Origin of the sequence: Exiguobacterium sp. SL-9 (assembly GCF_004336985.1) — a bacterium.
In the GTDB taxonomy this organism is placed as follows: Bacteria; Bacillota; Bacilli; order Exiguobacteriales; family Exiguobacteriaceae; genus Exiguobacterium.
The window spans coordinates 159,895-178,602 of sequence record NZ_SJUO01000001.1 but is presented as its reverse complement, the minus strand read 5'-3'; the positions used below and the strand labels follow the sequence as shown (position 1 = coordinate 178,602).

General features: G+C 51.2%; 17 protein-coding genes. 10 read left to right on the top strand and 7 right to left on the bottom strand.

Annotation, left to right across the window (positions count from 1 at the left end; all coding sequences use genetic code 11):
• Window position 1 precedes the first annotated feature (1 nt).
• Genes EVJ34_RS00960 through nikA form a run of 3 tightly spaced genes read right to left on the bottom strand, consistent with a single transcriptional unit; the run spans window position 2 to window position 3,190 of the window.
• The gene (locus tag EVJ34_RS00960) at window positions 2–781 is read right to left on the bottom strand and encodes an ABC transporter permease (RefSeq protein ID WP_131434255.1); all 780 of its coding nucleotides are present in this window, start codon (window positions 779–781) and stop codon (window positions 2–4) included.
• Entirely contained in the window at window positions 778–1,719 is a 942-nt protein-coding gene (locus tag EVJ34_RS00955) for an ABC transporter permease (RefSeq protein ID WP_131434257.1), read from the bottom strand. The genes EVJ34_RS00960 and EVJ34_RS00955 overlap by 4 nt, the downstream gene beginning before the upstream one ends.
• A gap of 1 nt (window position 1,720) precedes the next feature.
• Window positions 1,721–3,190: a nickel ABC transporter substrate-binding protein gene (nikA, locus tag EVJ34_RS00950; protein WP_236636608.1), complete on the bottom strand. Its 1,470-nt coding sequence runs from the start codon at window positions 3,188–3,190 to the stop codon at window positions 1,721–1,723.
• A 263-nt stretch (window positions 3,191–3,453) separates the two neighbouring features.
• On the opposite strand from nikA, the gene EVJ34_RS00945 reads away from it, so the two are divergent.
• The 5 genes from EVJ34_RS00945 to EVJ34_RS00925 all read left to right on the top strand — a co-directional run bounded on the left by EVJ34_RS00945 (window position 3,454) and on the right by EVJ34_RS00925 (window position 8,745).
• A complete protein-coding gene (locus EVJ34_RS00945; protein WP_131484482.1) occupies window positions 3,454–4,365 on the top strand; it encodes an alpha/beta hydrolase in 912 nt (303 codons plus the stop codon).
• A gap of 139 nt (window positions 4,366–4,504) precedes the next feature.
• Window positions 4,505–5,251 carry a DeoR/GlpR family DNA-binding transcription regulator gene (locus EVJ34_RS00940; protein WP_131434263.1) on the top strand — a complete coding sequence of 249 codons (747 nt, stop codon included), beginning with the start codon at window positions 4,505–4,507 and terminating at the stop codon, window positions 5,249–5,251.
• On the top strand, window positions 5,248–6,177 hold the full coding sequence (gene pfkB, locus EVJ34_RS00935; RefSeq protein ID WP_131484481.1) for a 1-phosphofructokinase: 930 nt from the start codon (window positions 5,248–5,250) through the stop codon (window positions 6,175–6,177). The genes EVJ34_RS00940 and pfkB overlap by 4 nt, the downstream gene beginning before the upstream one ends.
• Window positions 6,174–8,081, top strand: a complete 1,908-nt coding sequence (locus EVJ34_RS00930) for a PTS fructose transporter subunit IIABC (RefSeq protein WP_131484480.1) — start codon at window positions 6,174–6,176, stop codon at window positions 8,079–8,081. Before pfkB ends, EVJ34_RS00930 begins: the two co-directional genes overlap by 4 nt.
• Window positions 8,082–8,223: 142 nt before the next feature.
• On the top strand, window positions 8,224–8,745 hold the full coding sequence (locus EVJ34_RS00925; RefSeq protein WP_131434268.1) for a GNAT family N-acetyltransferase: 522 nt from the start codon (window positions 8,224–8,226) through the stop codon (window positions 8,743–8,745).
• Window positions 8,746–8,825: 80 nt separating this feature from the next.
• On the opposite strand, the gene EVJ34_RS00920 is transcribed toward EVJ34_RS00925, so the two are convergent.
• On the bottom strand, window positions 8,826–9,461 hold the full coding sequence (locus EVJ34_RS00920; RefSeq protein ID WP_131484479.1) for a peroxiredoxin-like family protein: 636 nt from the start codon (window positions 9,459–9,461) through the stop codon (window positions 8,826–8,828).
• 237 nt (window positions 9,462–9,698) lie between these two features.
• Between EVJ34_RS00920 and EVJ34_RS00915 the strand changes: the two genes are divergently transcribed.
• Window positions 9,699–11,672 (top strand): methyl-accepting chemotaxis protein, encoded by a 1,974-nt coding sequence (locus tag EVJ34_RS00915; protein WP_236634510.1) that lies wholly within the window; start codon window positions 9,699–9,701, stop codon window positions 11,670–11,672.
• A gap of 43 nt (window positions 11,673–11,715) precedes the next feature.
• Here the strand turns inward: EVJ34_RS00915 and EVJ34_RS00910 are convergent, their stop codons facing one another.
• From EVJ34_RS00910 to cls, 3 genes are all read right to left on the bottom strand, one after another.
• Entirely contained in the window at window positions 11,716–12,621 is a 906-nt protein-coding gene (locus tag EVJ34_RS00910; RefSeq protein ID WP_131484478.1) for a sensor domain-containing diguanylate cyclase, read from the bottom strand.
• Between the two features lie 135 nt (window positions 12,622–12,756).
• Complete coding sequence (locus tag EVJ34_RS00905) at window positions 12,757–13,749, bottom strand: hypothetical protein (protein WP_131484477.1); 993 nt, start codon at window positions 13,747–13,749, stop codon at window positions 12,757–12,759.
• A 74-nt stretch (window positions 13,750–13,823) separates the two neighbouring features.
• The gene (gene cls, locus EVJ34_RS00900; RefSeq protein ID WP_131484476.1) at window positions 13,824–15,281 is read right to left on the bottom strand and encodes a cardiolipin synthase; all 1,458 of its coding nucleotides are present in this window, start codon (window positions 15,279–15,281) and stop codon (window positions 13,824–13,826) included.
• A gap of 94 nt (window positions 15,282–15,375) precedes the next feature.
• On the opposite strand from cls, the gene EVJ34_RS00895 reads away from it, so the two are divergent.
• From EVJ34_RS00895 to EVJ34_RS00880, 4 genes are all read left to right on the top strand, one after another.
• On the top strand, window positions 15,376–15,801 hold the full coding sequence (locus tag EVJ34_RS00895) for an OsmC family protein (RefSeq protein ID WP_131434860.1): 426 nt from the start codon (window positions 15,376–15,378) through the stop codon (window positions 15,799–15,801).
• 79 nt (window positions 15,802–15,880) lie between these two features.
• Window positions 15,881–16,369, top strand: coding sequence for a GNAT family N-acetyltransferase (locus EVJ34_RS00890; RefSeq protein ID WP_131434862.1), 489 nt, complete (start codon window positions 15,881–15,883; stop codon window positions 16,367–16,369).
• A gap of 59 nt (window positions 16,370–16,428) precedes the next feature.
• Window positions 16,429–17,427 carry a Gfo/Idh/MocA family oxidoreductase gene (locus tag EVJ34_RS00885; RefSeq protein WP_131484475.1) on the top strand — a complete coding sequence of 333 codons (999 nt, stop codon included), beginning with the start codon at window positions 16,429–16,431 and terminating at the stop codon, window positions 17,425–17,427.
• 231 nt (window positions 17,428–17,658) lie between these two features.
• Complete coding sequence (locus tag EVJ34_RS00880) at window positions 17,659–18,702, top strand: lipid II:glycine glycyltransferase FemX (RefSeq protein WP_161566894.1); 1,044 nt, start codon at window positions 17,659–17,661, stop codon at window positions 18,700–18,702.
• Window positions 18,703–18,708 lie beyond the last annotated feature (6 nt).

The window sequence follows — 18,708 nt, the reverse complement described above, 5'->3', positions numbered from 1 at the left end:
CTCAAATTTGAAAATGACGTGTCAACTTTGCCGAGAGTCTCGTCGACCCGATAATGGTTAACACGATGCATAATGCCGGCCAAAAAACGAGCATCGGGTTCGTTACAAGATAATGTCGTCCTTCACTGATCATTCCGCCCCACTCAGGGAAAGGCAATTGGACACCCAATCCGATGAAGGAGAAGGCGGAGATGAGCAAGATGACCTTTCCGAGGTCGAGACTCATGACGACGAGAACATGCGGACAGACGGCAGGCAGCACGTGCCGGAGGGCGATCTTCGGTTTCGTAAGACCGTTCACGCGCGCAGCGAGAACGTGTCCTTTCGTGCTCTCTTGCAAGACGAGCGTATGCACGAGCCTCGTATAGGACGTCCACTTAATCAAACTAATGGCGAGCACAAGGCTTTGAATGCTTGGACCTAAGACTCCGGCGAGCACGATGGCGAGTACGGTATCGGGAAAGATGATGGTCGCATCTGTCACTTTTGTGACGATTGGTTCCAATCTGCGATAGACGAATCCGCTCATCGTGCCTAATAGAACGCCAATTGTCGCTGTGACGAGGACAATGGCAGTACTCAATCCGACCGTGATCCCGCCTGCGAGAAGAAGTCGCGAAAAAATGTCTCGACCTAAATGATCGGTGCCGAGTAGGTTCTGTTGCGACGGTTCGGCGAGTCGATTTGTCACATCCGTCACGAACGGGTCAGCCATCGAGGTGATCGCATACAGCACGGCAAAAAATAAGCACCCGCAAATGATGAAAAAGTGCTTTTTCATCGCGACACATCCTTTCGGTAAAGGTGAGGTTGGAGCAGACGTAACATGCCATTGGTCACAAGGTTGATGCTCGCGACTAAACAAGTCGTGAAGACGAGATAGCCCTGTAAGACCGGGAAATCGCGGCGCAACACAGAATCCACCATCAATTTGCCTACCCCGGGATAAGCGAACAACACTTCGAGTACGACGACACCACCCATAAGACTTGCCACGCTTACGCCGAACATTGAGATGACAGGCGGTAACGCTGCGCGGGTGATATAGCGAATCAATACCGTTCTGGAACGGATTCCGCGAACTCTTGCCATCGCGACGTAATCCGATGCCATCACATCGAGTAATGTTGAGCGGATGAGCCGGATGTAGACACATCCGACGGCAATGCCTAACGTCAGAGACGGTAAGACGAGACTGTCCCAACCATTTCGACCCATTACGGGAAACCACTGAAGGGAAACGGCGAACACATACATTAGGATCAACCCGATTAAAAAGCTCGGGACCGATGATCCGACGACTGACAGTCCCGTCGCGAGCTTGGCAGAGACAGACTTTGGTCGGAACGCACTGATGGTGCCGAACGGCACGGCAAGCGCAATCGCCACAAAGATCCCTCCGGCGGCAAGTTCAAACGTCGCAGCATAGTTGTCCATAAACAATTGAGTTACCGGTTGTCCCGTGATGAGTGAGTTCCCTAAATTCAATTGCAATACTTGCGTGAGCCAGTTCACGTATTGGACCCAAACCGGAGCAGTGAACCCTAGCTCCTCGCGGAGGCGGTCAATCTCGGCGACATCGACGTTCAATTCATCGACTTTTAGTAAATAGAGGACGGGGTCCCCCGGAACGAGACGTAGAAGCAGGAAACTGAAAAAAGTGAAGACTAGAAAGGCTAGTCCCCACTCAAGTGATTTACGTGCCACGAATCGCTTCATCTCACAACACTTCCAAGTCTTTTGTGATCATATAATATTCACTCTTTTCAGTGACCCACCCACGGACGTTGTCTTTCAAAGCGACATTTGTTGAAGGGTGGACCAAGAAGGAATTGATGACGCGCTCATCGACATATTGTGCGATCTCTTCGGTCGTTTGGTCGCGTTGATCACGGTCGACCGTCTGATTCAAGCGGTCAATCATCTGTGTCAGCGCCGTATCTTCTACACCGCTGAAATTCAATGCACCGTCGGGATGGAACGTGGCGTTCAAATAATAGCCGCCATCGCCGCGAGGTGCGGTCAAGTTGCTATATGTCGCCAAGTCCCAATCTCGCTCGGATGCCATATATTCCTCGGGTGTGTCAATCATTTGAATATCGATGGTAATCCCGACTTGTTTTGCATCAGATTGAATCAACTGTGCGATAAGTGGTAAATCAGGACGGGCGCTATACGTCAACAGTTTCAATTGGACCGGGTTACCGTCTTTAGTCAATAACCCATCAACCTGCTCGTAACCGTCTTGTTCGAGCAAGTCGGCAAGGTCTTCCTCCTCATCAGAAGGATAGGCAGGGGCAAACGGGAACGATGGTAAGAACGGCCCGACAGCAGGTGAAGCGTAGCCGTTCAAGATGCCGTCAACGATTTGTTCTCGGTTGATGAGCGAGTCGATGAGTCGACGCATGGCAAGTGACTGCATGTGTTCCCGTTCCAGGTTCATCGTCAGCTGATGAACACGAAACGTTTCGGCCTTATCGACGACGAGCCCGTCCTGTTCTAATGTGTCGATCATCTCGATTTCGGGACGATAGACGATGTCTGCTTCGCCGGACCGGAGCGCCATCGTCCGCGAGCCCGGATCTTCATTGAACGTGAACGTGACCGTATCGAGTTTCGGTTGCCCATCCCAATATGCGCCATGGCGTTCCAGTTGAATGTTCGAGCCAGGTTGGAACGACGTCACTTGATAAGGGCCAGTCCCGACAGGCTTTTGATCGATGGCATCATCCGCAGTGACGTCAATGATCGATGTGTTCGGATGGACCAGTTCATTGACGAGTTCTGGATATGGTATGGTCGTCTCAATGAGGAGGCTAGATGCTTCCGGCGTGATTGATTTGATGCGCAACGCGCTACGTAACCCGACATTCTCTTCGATGGAGCGGTCGAGTGATTGTTTGACCGCCTGTGCGTCGAGCAGTTTTCCATTGTGGAACGACACGTTTTCTCGTATGTAAATGCGCCACGTCGTTTCGTTCACTTGTTCGAACGATTGGGCGAGCCATGGGTCGACGGATAACGTCTCATCGTTCAGTTTGAACAGTGTTTCGGTAACGCCGGCTCGAAGCGGCACGTAGCTAGTGTCACGATGCGGGTCGAGTGATTGCGTCGAGAAATTATAGACGAAATGTAAATGCTGATTGCTTTGGCTTGAGTCGTTGCAGGCGGATAGAAATAGGAAAGGCATTACACATATAACCGCAAGGAAATATTTCATGGAGTCTACATCCTTCTTTCAAATTGTAATGATTACGCATTACATCATAGCGTAATGATTACGATGTATCAACGACTATTTTTCTGATGGATTATAGAAGGTCGTACGAATATGAAGTTGACTTGATATGTGTTAAATGATGACATCGGTCGTCACATGAATCGAGTGATGGATTACTTGTTTTACTCGAAACACGTTTGATTGTCCGTTATGATGAAAGGGGAGGCGATATGATGGAACGACAACTGAACGTGACAACGAATTATGGACAACTGGCCGGTACATGGCTGACCCACGGCGAACCGCGAAAGACGGTCATCCTCTTGAGCGGGAGCGGGCCGAGCGACCGAGACGGCAATCTCGGTCCATCCCAATTCGGCACGTATAAAAAACTGGCCGAGGCGCTCTTCGAGATGGGCGTCAACGTCTATCGGTATGACAAACAAGGCATCGGAGAATCAGACGGTGATTTCAATAAAGTCGGGCTGCACGACCTGGTGACAGACGCGATCACCGTCGTCAACGCCATCAAACAGGAGCCGGACGCAGGTGACATGTACGTGCTCGGCCATAGCGAAGGGGCCGTCATCGCCCCGGCGGTCCAGCTCGAGACGAACGCGGCCGGGCTGATTCTTCTCGCCGGATTCAACGATTCCTCGAAGAAGATGTTTTTGCTGCAAGCCGACGCACTCGCAACTGAAGTCGGTTCGGTGAAAGGACTTAAGGGCGTGTTCTATCGATTGACCGGCGTCCCGAAGAAGATTCGCCAGCGCCAAGACGACCTGCTCGAACGATCGCTTCGGACGAACGTCGCTGCCTTCAAGTACCGCGGCCAAGTCGTCAACGCCAAATGGATTCGCGAGCATGCATCATACGACGTCCGGGAGCGGCTCGAACATGTGCGTGTTCCCGTACTCGCTCTCACCGGCGACCGTGACGTTCAAGTGCCGCCGGAGCATGTCCATTCGATTCGGACGAAAGGGGACGTCGACAGCCACATCATCCACGACATGAATCACTTGCTCGTCGAACGCACGAACCCGCACTCGCTCCTCACGTTGCATAAAGAATACCGGGAAGCGATCGAAGCACCACTCCATCCCGAACTCATCCAAAAATTGAACGATTGGTTGATAAAACAATGACGAACTACCAAAAACGGTCACTAAGTGACCGTTTTTTATGTTATAATTGTGACAGATTTAAAAATAGTGAATGATTTTGAATGTTTATGATTGTTTTTTAAATGAAAACGCTTTATATTAGAGCTACGGAGGGAATACGATGTTAACGAAGCAACGACATCAACTGATTTTGCAACGTCTGTCGGAGCAAAAAATTGTCAAATTGAAAGAATTGGTCGAGTTGACGGCATCGTCGGAGTCGACGATTCGCCGGGATTTGACCGACCTCGAAGCCGAAGGCTATCTCGCACGTGTTCATGGCGGCGCAACGCTCGTGGCACGCAACGAAGAAGAGCCGACGTTCGAGGAAAAACGAGATCAACACGTCGATGAAAAAGTTGCGATTGCACGGAAGGCCGCAACGTTCATCAAAGACGGGATGTCCGTTTATCTTGACGCCGGGACGACGACGCAAGCGATGGTTCCTTTCTTAGATGGAAAAGACGTGATCGTCGTGACGAACAGCTTACCGATCGCCAACGACTTGTTCGATCTCGACATTAAAACATTCGTGATCGGCGGCGAGTTGAAGCGTTCGACGCAAGCGCTCGTCGGCTATAACGCTCGCGAGAGCATGATGAACTATCGGGTCGACCTCGCCTTTCTCGGCATTAACGGCGTCGACTTAGAAGCCGGGTACACGACCCCGGACCCGGAAGAGGCACTCGTCAAAAAAACTGCGATCGACTTGGCACGTGAAGCGTACATCTTGGCGGACGATTCAAAATTCGGGAAACGTTCGTTCAGCCGGGTGGCTCCGCTCGAAGCGGCCACGCTCGTCACGTTTGGCGACATGCCATATGTCAGCTCGATCCAATCAATTACAAAGGTGGTGAACGCCCAATGATTTACACATTAACACTCAATCCCTCAATCGATTATTACGTCACCCTCCCTGAAGTCGTCCTCGGTGAAGTCAATCGGATTCAAGAGACGACACAACGAGCCGGTGGAAAAGGGATCAACGTCGCGTTCGTCTTACGTGAATACGACGTCGACACGGTCGCCCTCGGATTCGTCGGCGGCACGACTGGAGACTTCATCAAGAAGGCGTTGACAGACAAAGGCGTCCAAACCGATTTCGTCGAAGTCGATGGACAGACACGAATCAACATCAAGATCCGGGCGCAAGAAGAGACGGAATTGAATGCGAGCGGTCCTGTCATCTCGGATACGGAACTTGAACGGTTGACGCGACAATTCGATCACATCCAACGTGGCGATATCGTCGTGCTCGCCGGAAGCATTCCTGGCAACCTGCCGGACACGCTCTATCGAACGCTCGCTGAGACGGTTCGGGCGAACGGTGCCGAGTTCGTCGTCGATACGACGAAGGAAGCGATGCTTGAAGTGCTCGCACTCAAACCGCTTATGATCAAACCGAACCACCATGAACTCGGTGAACTGTTCGATACAGACATCGAGACGTTTGAACAGGCGCTCCCGTACGCGGAGCAGTTGGTCGAACGCGGTGCTCAAAACGTGATCGTCTCGTTCGCCGGTGATGGTGCCATGCTCGTCAACGCTTCAGGCGCCTATACGGCGAATACACCGAGCGGTAAACTTGTCAACTCGGTCGGCGCAGGTGATTCACTCGTCGCCGGATTCGTCGCCAACATTCTAGACCACGACGCAACCGAGGCGTTCCGCTATGCGGTCACGACCGGCAGCGCGTCTGCATATACGTTCGGGCTGTGCACAAAACAAGACGTGGACCGCTTGGTCGGCGAAGTCAGCGTCACCCCACTATCTCGATTGGAGGAAACAACATGAACATCACGGACCTTCTTAAAAAAGACACGATTCAACTGAATCTCCGCAGCCGTTCGAAAGCCGAAGTCATCGAAGAACTCGTCGACGTGCTCGACCGCGCCGGCAAACTATCGGACCGCAACGGCTATCGCGACGCAATCCTCGCACGTGAGGCACAAAGCACGACTGGACTCGGTGAAGGGATTGCCATCCCACACGCGAAGACGAAAGCCGTCAAACAACCGGCCATCGCTTTCGGACGCTCGGAAGGCATCGATTACGAGGCACTCGACGGCCAAGACAGCCGCTTGTTCTTCATGATTGCAGCCGGAGAGCACGCCAATAACGAACACTTGGAAACACTTTCGAAATTATCTGTCTTCCTTATGGATCCAGCGTTCCAAGAACGTCTCTATGCAGCCACATCAGAAGATGACGTCATCCGGGCCATCGAAGAAAAAGAAGCAGCTGAGGCGGCTCCTGTCGCTTCGAAACCGGTTCAAGCAGACGCGCCTTACATCCTTGCCGTAACGGCTTGTCCAACGGGTATCGCCCACACGTACATGGCCGCTGACAGCTTGAAGCAAAAAGCGGAAGCGATGGGTGTTGACATTAAAGTCGAGACGAACGGATCGACGGGCGTCAAAAATGAATTGACAGCGGCTGATATCTCGAAAGCGACTGCCATTATCGTCGCAGCCGATAAAGCCGTCGAGATGGACCGTTTCGCAGGTAAACACGTCATCGAAGTGCCGGTCGCCCAAGGCATCCGGAAGCCGGAAGAGTTGATCAACCGGGCCATGAAACAAGACGGACCTGTCTATCAAGCGACTGGTAAATCAGGTCAGCCAAAAGAACAGCGTACAGGCATCTATAAGCATTTGATGAGCGGGGTATCCGCGATGCTTCCTCTCGTCGTCGCTGGTGGTCTCTTGATCGCGCTCAGCTTCTTCTGGGGCATCAACTCGGCCAACCCGGATGACCCGTCGTACAACGAATTCGCCGCCCAACTCATGACCATTGGTGGCGCAGCGTTCGGCTTCCTCGTCCCGATTCTCGCTGGTTTCATCGCGATGTCGATTGCCGATCGTCCAGGTCTCGCACCAGGTCTCGTCGCCGGGGCACTCGCAAGCCAAGGGAACGCAGGATTCCTCGGTGGACTCATCGCCGGTTTCTTGGCAGGTTATGTCGTCCTCTTCTTGAAGAAAGCGCTCGCGAAATTGCCGGCTACACTTGAAGGAATCAAGCCAGTTCTATTGTATCCGCTACTCGGCTCATTCATCTCTGGGATGATCATGTTACTCGTCGTCAACGAACCGATTGCCGCGCTTATGACGTGGTTGATGGAAACACTGAATAGCATGAGCGGCGCGAACGCCATCTTGCTCGGTGTCATCGTCGGTGGAATGATGGCCGTCGATATGGGCGGTCCGATCAACAAGACAGCATACGTCTTTGGTACAGCGGCCCTTACTGCCGGTAACCAAGAAGTCATGGCAGCCGTCATGGCTGGTGGGATGGTGCCACCACTTCTCGTTGCACTCGCGTCTACAGTGTTCGCTCGTCAGAAATTCTCGAAACAAGAACGTGAAGCCGGAAAGACCGCGTATATCATGGGTGCCTCATTCATTACGGAAGCAGCCATCCCGTTCGCAGCGGCTGACCCGGTCCGTGTATTGCCGTCAGCGATTCTTGGATCTGCCATCGCCGGTGGATTGTCAGCATTCTTCGCCATCCAATTGCCAGCGCCACACGGTGGGATCTTCGTCTTCCCACTCCTTGAAGGAGCAGGTAACGTCGCGATGAGTATGGGTCTTTACGCCCTTGCGATTCTCGCCGGAGCATTGATTGGAGCACTTCTCCTCTCATTCTTGAAAAAACCGTTAACATCGTCTACACAGGTTCAATCAAAAGAAGTCGCATAATCAACGAGAGACGTTGCCTCAGTGCAGGTGGCGTCTCTTTTTTTTGTGATGGAAGAACGCCCAAAAATCATGTAATCTTGGATTGTGAGTTGGGGATTTGTGGTAAACTATTTGTAAAGCTTCGGGTTAGGAGGGGGTCACATTGGACATTCGGGTCGCCAAACCAGATGATGTGTATGGGATTGCGAGAGTGCGTGTGAACGGATGGCGTACGACCTATCGAGGGATTGTACCGTCGGAGTATTTATTAAAAGTTTCGTCCGGTTCCATCGAATGGGCCAAGCGGTTGCGGACAGCGCTCCATCGGCAGGAAGTAGCCGGTTTTGTGGCGATTGTGGATGATGAGATTGTGGGCTTCGTCCTTTACGGTAAAGAACGAACAGGGGAGTATCCGAACCATACGAACGAAGTATATGCCATCTATATTTTGGAGAATCATCAAGGGAACGGAATCGGGTCCGCTCTCCTTGAACATGCCGTCCAATCGATGTGTGAGGCAGGACTCTTGATCTGGGCGCTTGAGATGAATCCATTCCGTACATTTTATGAGCGGAAACAAGGACAAGTCATCGACCAAAAAGATCGGGAGTTTGGCGAATTGTTACTCCGCGAAGTGGCATATGGTTGGGAAACGACCCGTCATGATTCAATTATGGGGGCTTAAGCTTAGTGACCGTAGAACCCTCTACGGTCTTCTTTTTTTATAACAGAGGAGGAGATGACGCTTGTCATCTCCTCCGCTTTTTATAATGTTCCGATGACTGTTTTCGGGTCGACACGTTCCGTATAATCAGTAGGCACATCACTGAATGAGATCGTGCCATCTGGTTGAATGATGAATGTCGCTGGCTTCGGAAGCTGCCAGTCCTCATTCCCATTATGTGCATCGACGTGAAGTCCGGATGCTTCGTAAATCTCAATTAAGTAATCAGGCATATCAAAGACGAGATCGAATTGTCGCGCGACTTGGTTGTCCACGTCGCTCAACACGTAAAAGTCGAGCTCGTTCTTTTCTTTTGTCGATAGCGAATAATCTGGCGTTTCCGGGCTGATGGCCACGAGTGTCGCGCCTTTTTCCTCGATTTGTGCCAGTTCTCGCTGATACGCTCGGAGTTCGAGGTTACAGTAGGGGCACCATCCACCTCGATAAAACGTGACGATGACAGGTCCTTTTTGAAGAAGTGCCTTCAAATCGATTTGAGTTCCGTCCGCATGAGGCAATTCAAACATCGGTGCTTGATCGCCTACTGCTAGACCGGACGCCATCCCCGAATCTTTCAATTCTTGCGTCGCCTGTGCCATCAATCGTTGCTTTTCGGCTGGTGCTTTTTGTTTGAATTGTTCTTTATACGCTTTGATTTCTTGCAATAATGTATTCATCGTTTTACCCCCTTTTCCGATATGGTAACTTAACGCATCTGGGATTACAAATATGAAGATTTTCTTATACACGTTTAAAGGATGAAACTCCACTTCAATTCTTGAAAAATAATTTCCGAATAATTCAATCAACTATAAAGAACTATATTTCCTAACCGATATTGTGAATAACCCAAGGACCGTGCTTCATCATATTGATGGTTCTTGAACATTTTATTCGGGGTAAGGAGATGTTTTATGAAACGGAATCGCACGATTACCATTAAACAAAAATTGATTACCATGTCTTTAGTGTTATTATTGATTCCTTCTTTATTGATTGGATTCGTCGCTTACAGTCAAGCGAAGCAAAAAATTAGTGATCAAATCATGCAGTCGGCCCACGCGGGAGTGGAGCGGATGAACGATGAAATTACGAACTTGATTGAGCCAATCCAGCGCGATGTCGCATTCTTTGCGGGGCGGATTGATTCGTCCCTCTATGAGGCGGGAGAAGAGAATTTAGAACTCGAAGAGAAGTTTCTCGAATATTTGGAGACGCATCCGAACGTGACGAACATTTATTATGCCTCGACCGGTGGAGAGATGACAATATATCCGGCGCAGGAGTTGCCGGATGATTACGATCCACGGACTCGTCCGTGGTATGAGGCCGCCGAAGCAGCTGGCGGAAACGTCGTCGTGACGGATCCATACGTCGATGCGTCCTCAAACAAGATGATGGTCACGCTGTCGCAGACAGGGTCAGACGGTCGCGGGGTCATCGCGGTCGATGTCGAAGTCGACGATATTGCGGCTGTCGCGGCGAACATCCAAATCGGGAAAGAGGGCTATGTGACAATCCTTGATGCGCAACAGCAGTTTGTCACCCATCCGACGATCGCAGTCGGGGAAAAAGGGGAAGGAAATTGGATTGAACCGCTCTATTCGGAAGAAGCGGGGCAATTTGCCTATGAATTTGAGAACAAAGGCAAACAGATGGATTTCATGACGAACGAGTTGACGCAATGGAAAATTGCCGGGACGCTTTATGATGAGGAAATCACGAATGAGACATCCGGAATCTTATGGACGACCGTTGGAGTGATCGGATTGATGCTCGTCTTGGCAGCCGGCCTATTATACGTCATCCTCCGCTCCATCATACGTCCGTTGAATCGTTTGACGGTCGGAGCTGAACGGATTCAAGCCGGTGATTTGACGGAAGACATCGTCGTCGAATCGAATGATGAAGTCGGTCGTGTCGCTGCGAGTTTCAACGAGATGACACGTTCGCTTCGTACCATCATTCAAAGTCTAGACCAATCAATCGGGCAAGTTGCTGCTTCATCACAGGAGCTGATGGCTAACTCGGCGCAGAACACGGCCGCCTCAGAACAAATCGCCGGAGCCGTCCAACAGATGGCCGCCGGTGCGGATGACTCGAAACGTCAACTCGATGATAACGCCGTCTCGCTACAAGCCATCACGGGCGGCATTATGCGAATCGCTGAGAGCTCGACGGATGTCTCTGAATTGTCGCGCGAGACCGCACTCGAGGCCGAGGATGGGACGACTGCCGTCACGGAAAATGTGGCGCAGATGCAAGCAATCGACTCGTCGGTTGAGACGTTCGGGACAGTCATTCACTCACTTGCTGAGCGTTCGAACGAGATTGGGAATATCGTCGACGTCATTAACGGCATCGCGACCCAGACGAACTTACTCGCCTTGAACGCTGCGATTGAAGCAGCGCGGGCCGGCGAGAACGGGAAAGGCTTCGCCGTCGTCGCGAGCGAAGTCCGGAAGTTAGCCGAACAATCCCAGCAGTCGACGAAACAGATCTCCGAATTGATTGAGAACATCAAACAAGAGACGGAGCGTTCGGTCCAGTTGATGAAAGAAGTGTCAGCCCATACGAAAGCCGGGCTCGAGACGACGGAAAATACGGCCAAGCGTTTCCAAAAAATTATGACACAAACGCAGGCGATGACGCCACGTATCGAGGACGTGACGGCTACGGTCGAAGAGATTGCGGCGAACGTCGAGGAAGTATCAGCCGCGGCGACACAAATGGCGCATATCGCCGATGGGAACTCGATCGCCTCGAAGCAAGTAGCGGCGACGACCGAAGACCAACTCGGCTCGATGGAAGAGATTGCGCAATCTGCGAAGGCGCTTGCGGATATGGCGGAAGAGTTGCAAGAGATTGTCTCAAAATTTAATATATAAAAAGAGGATGCCTGTGCATCCTCTTTTTATATATACGATTCGATTAGCGCTTGCTCGACACTTGATTTCGGCCGCGATTCTTGGCGACATACAGTGCCTCATCCGCATCTTGTAGCGCCTGCTCGACCGTCTTTCCGCCCTCGAGCGAACTGACGCCGAACGAACAAGTGACACGGGGGACGGGACCGAATGGCTCGGCGTTAATCTTTTGCCGGAGCTTATCGGCTAGTTGGACGCCATCGATGAGCGTAGACTGGGGTGCGACGATTAAAAATTCCTCTCCTCCCCAACGACCAATCGAGTCCGATTTACGGATATTGCGTCTGAGCAATTGGGCGATCGAGCGCAAAACGAGGTCTCCAGTCGGATGACCAAACGTATCATTGACGAGTTTGAAATAATCGATATCCAGCATGATGACAGCAGCGGGTGCTCGCGATTCGACCGTCTCTTGAGCTGTCGTGGACAACACATCGCCAACTTTTTTCCGATTGTACAGCTCTGTCAAAGGGTCGAGCGACGACAAATGTTCCATCCGTTCTTCATAGCGCCGTTGTTCGGTCGCGTCCTCTAAGATGCCGACACCACCGTCAAGTTGTCCATCCGCTGAAAAACTTGGAGACATCGTCGTCCGGATGAAGCGGACCTGTTGATCTGGTGACTCATACCAGCCGGCCATCCGGACTGTCTCCCCGTTCAAAACGTTCCGGATGGCGCCTGACAAATTGAACGAGGAAGAGGTGCATCGCTCGAACGTTAAGTTCGCGGTCGGAATAACACCGAGCAAGTGGACAAATGATTCGTTGCAGCTGACGATATGACCATGTCGATCGAAGGCGAACAGGCCAATCGGGAGCTGGTCCCATGAGGAAGGATCGGGTTTCGTGGTGTGAGTGTCATGGTGAGTCCGTTCTTGATCAGCCATTGTATGACATATGCGTGAACGCATACTTCCTCCTCTCCTAACCGTAGCGGTAGTGTAGGACGTTCGTACTGATACTTTATACCCTAAATCGAGGTTTAATTAGCTGAAAAGGTAAAAAAATGTTTTGATTTCAGTCCGGCGTTGGAAATGTAGCATTGGTCACAAATAAAATAGATCGTTTCGGTTTTGTAAGATGATTGAAACGTTCGTTTGGACGCGAGGTACGGGATCATTTTGCTGATATTGAAGTAGTACGCTTTCTATTTCAGATGGGACGGGTTCGAGTATTCTAGGGGATGATTCGGCGACGTAAATTCCGCCGTACCCTTCCACGCAGTTGACCATCGTATCGAGCGCGACTAAACTGAGTGGGCGTCCAAGCTGAAGCCACGCCTTCATCCTCGACCATGTGGGTAAACTGACGGCAGCGAGGCTACCCCAATGGTCATCAAACTGTTCACAATGTGATTCTATCCAATCTAGCACGTCCGGAGAACGGAAGCGATATAAACAAAAGAAGGCGGCATTAGGGAGTTCGTTTCGACTGACCGTACTCAATTGATGATAGACAAGTGCCAACCCTTCATCAGGCGGTAAACTACTCGAGGTCGCGGCTGCGAGTGGATAGAGAAGGGGCTCGTCATATGTATACCACAAGGCACGGATCCAATCGGATGCTTCCGTCCCGATGACATCCGCAGCGATTTCCAACATCCGCGATTTCACCTCGACGTTGTTGGTCTCTTGAAATCTCATTTTAACGGCATGTAACGTTTCCAATGCATCATGCTGTTTGAACGCTTGAATGACTTCAGCTTCTAAATACCATCTGGTGACGGCGAAATTGAGCAACGGCGTGAGCTCGTGCTGAATATGTTTTAGTGTCGGGGCTAGTTCACATTCTGTCGCGACAAAATCGTCCTCCGGTTGACATGCCAGTCCGTCCTCGTCGTAGAAATCATCATGCAGTAGCGGCTTGGTCGGCGTGTGAATGCTCGCCAGGTTGTACCATTCAATGGGACGAAGGGCACGTGTATGTAATCTGTGATGACATATAGTACATAGACGATACGGTTGATTCGGGTCATCCATCGTTTCAACGACCTCAACCATACGATTTTGACATGCTTCACAAACTGGTGCCGTCAGCATATTGATCACTCCTAGTTGTAGGTTTATATGCATACTAATACGTCCGCTCCATAGCGAAGCGGACAATACTTTTGTTATAAGATCGGACTGAGCAGTCGTGACACGCCTTCGCGCATCCGAACAGTCCATTTCCGGGCTGCATAGTCATCGACCGTGTACTTGCGGCTGACGGCGACGTCTGACTCGAACAATGAAGCGAGTTCGAGCGCGACCCGCTCGTCATAGAGGACGGCGTTCACTTCAAAATTCAACCGGAAGCTGCGGGCATCCAAGTTCGTCGTCCCGACAGTTGAAATTTCATCGTCGACGACGAGCGTCTTGGCATGCAAGAAACCTTGCTCATACATATAAACGTTCGCCCCGTAGTCGAGCAGTTCACCAAGGAACGACAACGACGCCCACATGACAAACGGGTGGTCAGGCTTCCCGGGAATCATAATGTCCATCTTGACGCCGGACAGGAGCGCCATCTTACAGGCATCCATGAAGCTCGTGTCGGGGATGAAATAAGGCGTTTGAATGATGACGCGATGTTTCGCCGACATGATCATCTTGATCATCATGTTTTTCAAATGTTCCGTGTCCGAGTTCGGTCCGCTCGTCACGATTTGCATCGGCGACTTGTCCTTAATGTCATGGCGTGCGAAACAGAATGAGTTCTCCGGATCGTGATGTTTGCTGCCGGAATAGTTCCAATCGAGTATGAACCGGTGTTGCAAATGATAGACGACGTCCCCTTCGACACGAAGGTGTGTGTCACGCCAATAGCCGAACTTCTCAACGAGACCGAGATATTCGGTTCCGACATTGAATCCTCCGACATATCCAATCTTGCCGTCGATGATGACGACTTTTCGGTGGTTCCGGTTGTTCAACTTGAAATTGATCAACCCGAGCGTCGGTGGGAAGAAGACGCGGACCTCACCATCGTGTGCGATCAACTCTTTAAAGTCGGAGTCACGCAAGCTGCGTGAGCCGACCGCATCATATAGCAAGCGGACCTTGACGCCTGCCTTGGCACGCTCGATCAGCTCATGGATGAGCGCCTTGCCGAGGGCGTCCCGTTGGATGATGTAGTACTGGATGTTGATCTCGGTCTCGGCGCTCCGAATGTCGTCCATGAGCGCTTTGAACTTCTGCTCGCCATCGTGCATGATGGCGGATTTGTTATGGACGCTGATCAAGGATTTGGATGAGCGTAAGTTCATCTCAAGCAGTTGTTCATACTTTTCGAACACAGGTTGAGCCAAAGCGGTCTCTTTCCGGCGAATCTGTTCGATTTGATTGTCGACTTGAAGCGCGTGGAACGAGCGCTCTTCGACGCTCAAATTAAAGAAGTTGTCTTTCTTCAACTGCCGGCCGAGGAAGAGATAAATGATAAATCCGAGAATCGGCAAAAAGAACAAGACGAGGAGCCACGCCCACGTCGCTCCGACATCGCGTCGTTCCGCGAAGATGACGGCTAAAGCGAACAATACATTCAACCCGAGGACGATATACAGTCCCCAACTAATAATGACCGACCAATCCATTCGACCAACTCCTAAACAACGATTTCACTACATAGATTAATCATACCTCATTCTAGGGAATAGTAAGCTATCGAAACATAAGGAGGAGACAAAGATGCATTTACAAGTGAACTGGAAACAAGGGATGGCGTTTCAAACGACGACTCCATCTGGACATGACGTGACACTCGACGCCGGGGAAGATGTCGGTGGTCTCAATACGGGACCGCGTCCGACCGAGATGCTGTTGCAGGCAACAGCCGCCTGTACAGGGATCGATATCGTCTCGATTCTTCATAAGATGCGATTGCCGCTCGAACGGTTCGAGATGAAAGTCGATGGGATCCGAGCGACGGAACATCCGAAGAAGTTCACGGCCATCCATATTTTGTACGTTCTCGATGGGGAAATGCCAGAAGAGCGGGTCCGTCGTGCCATTGAATTGTCCGTCGATCGCTATTGTTCCGTGTCGCACAGTTTGAGTGCGACGATGACGTACAGCTATCAATTGAACGGGGGCGAAATCGTCCCGTTCACGTGACGTGAGCAGGATGGTTGAAAAGAGTCGAAACGGTCCGTTATATTTGTATTTCAAATACTGCAATACAAAGGAGGACGTTATGATTCGACTCGCGACGAAACGCGATGCTAACCACATTGCGGACCTAATCGAACAACGAGCCGTAGCGCTAAAACAACAAGGTAGCGACCAATGGGCGGAATATTTGGAGCAAGACCTCATAGACCGGGTGCAGACGGACATCACCTCAGGATTTGTGTACGTGTATGAGCAAGACGAATCGATATTGGCCTCGATCGCCTTACTTCCGGCCGATGACTGGGATCACAATTTATGGGAAGATGGCGAGCGCGGTCAATACATCCATCGAATCGTTGTCAGTGAACGGCTGAAAGGGCGAGGCGTCGGTCAACAACTGATGGAGCACGTCTTACGTGAAGCCGACACGCAGGAACCGGTCCGACTTGATTGTGTGGCCGATAATGATTTCTTGAACAGTTACTATCCACGGTTTGGCTTTGTCTTCGTGGACTCACGAGACGGGTACAATACGTTTGAATACAGCATGGATGAGAGTGTCAGTGCATAAGGGGTCGATTGACTCCTTTTTTGATATACTGATATGTGAATGGATAGGAGGAGAACAGTATGATTCAAACGATACTTGTCGGCTTCGGTTTTTCCGCGACGACATTTCATTTACCATTTTTACAGGAACTCGATGACTTCCACATCGCCGGTGTCGTCTCATCACGACCTAAAGACGTACAAGCCGTACTCGGCGACGTCACCGTCTACGCGACGATCGATGAGGCACTTGCAACTGACGCCTCGTTGTTCGTCATCACGACGCCGTCCCATTTACATAAAGACATGGTCGACCGTTGCCTGAAAGCAGGAAAAGACGTCCTCGTTGAGAAGCCGGCTTTCTTGACGACGGAGGAAGGGGAGGCGTTGATCACGCTTGAACAGGCGAGCAACGGGCTCGTCAACGTCTTTCATAATCGCCGGACGGACGGCGATTTCTTGACCGTCAAGCGATTGCTTGAGGAAAAACGACTAGGAGAGTGGAAAGTGCTCGAATCACGATTCGACCGATTCCGTCCGACTGTCCGTGACCGCTGGCGCGAGAATGCGGGACCTGGGGCCGGGATTCTCTTTGACCTCGGCAGCCATTTGATCGATCAAGCGCTCGACTTGTTCGGGGCGCCGGACAAAGTATCGGCCGATGTCATGATTCAACGTGACGGGGGCCAGTCCGATGATGGGTTCCATGTGACGTTGCATTATGGAGAGAAACGGGTCTATCTTCGCTCGAACCCGTTTATCGCCGTCGAGGCACCTCGGTTCGAAGTGCATGGGACGGAAGGTAGCTTCCTCAAATTCGGGCTCGATTCGCAGGAGGCGTCTCTCCGGAAGGGCGAAGTCAAATGCCCCGACCACGAGACGGGGACAGTCGTCACAGATGGTGAATCAGTGATTGACATCGAACCGGGCGGCTATTTGTCGTTTTATCAAGCGCTCGCGGATAGTTATGCGACGCGACGCCCACTTGTACCGCTTCGTGATGCGCTCTTGACGACGAGAGTGATTGAGACGGCTCGTGAAGCATCAAAGCTACAACGCATCGTCGATTTCAAATCATGACCATGACGGACGACCAGCCATCACAGGCGAGGTCGTCTTTTTTATAAATTAAAAGAAATCGCTATGATTTTATTGTGAATGAACATACTCGCTTCATGTTTGTTAACAACAAAAAGCTATCCCCATCTTTTAAATAGTCAGCTTTGAATGGGAACAGGACATAGGAAACAATTCGAGACTGTCCTGTCACACTTCAAACTATGACGATTTAGAGGAAGAGGGGAACGGATGATGTTCAATCAGATTGTGAAAAATCGATGGGAGTGGGAGAACTGGTTGCGGGAGGTCAGTTGTGATTCGTACGATCATTACGATTATGTATTGGCCAACTGTGAACCCGGCGAGCAGCCTGAGTTGTATATTGCGGCCAAAGAAGACGGTATCTTGCTGTATCCGTACATCCGTCGTCCAATTGCACATCGTCATGATGACCTCGTGACGGCGTATGGTTATGGCGGCCCGTTCCGTGAAGGCAACTTTTCGAACGAGGACGTCGCAGAGGCTAGACGTCTCTTTTTAAAACGTCCTGAGAATCAAGCCACGGTTACCGAGACGATTCGTTATCACCCATGTCGCGTCGACAAGGATTTGATGCGTGTCTTTGGCCACGCCGTCCCGATTCGTCAGACGGTGCACGTCCGACTCGATGAGTCGTTCGAACAGCTCGAGCAGCGTTTCAGCAAAATGACGAAGCGGAACGTAAAACGGGCCATCCGCGAACAGGTAAAAGTCGTGCGAGGACAGGCGGATCAATTATGTGAGTTCATCCGTCTCTACCGGATGACAATGGACCGTCGTGCCGCGAACGGCGTCTACTATTTCTCAGACCGCTATTTCGAGGACCTATGGAACAGCGAAACGTGTGAGACGGAGCTATTGTTTGCTGTCCATAAGGGCATCATCGTGGCAGGTGTCTTCATGTTGTACGGGGACGATGGGGCCCATTATCACCTTGGCGGTTCAGATGCGAACTATTTGGCGCTCCGACCGAACCACTTCTTGTTCCGCGAGATGATTCGTCGTGGGGGCGAGAAAGAGAAAGCATATGTGCATCTCGGTGGCGGAGCGACCGGAGAGGATGCGCTCTATGACTTCAAGCAGAGCTTCTCAGGGGACGAACCGCTTACGTATTACATCGGCCAAGCCGTGCTCAATGAGGCGATGTATCAGCGCTTGAATCAAGACCATTTGCTCCGCTACGGTCCGTCTGACTTTTTCCCGCTCTATCGGACACCGGGCGCAGAAACGGTCGCCAAGGTACAAGCAAAACGATAACAAAAA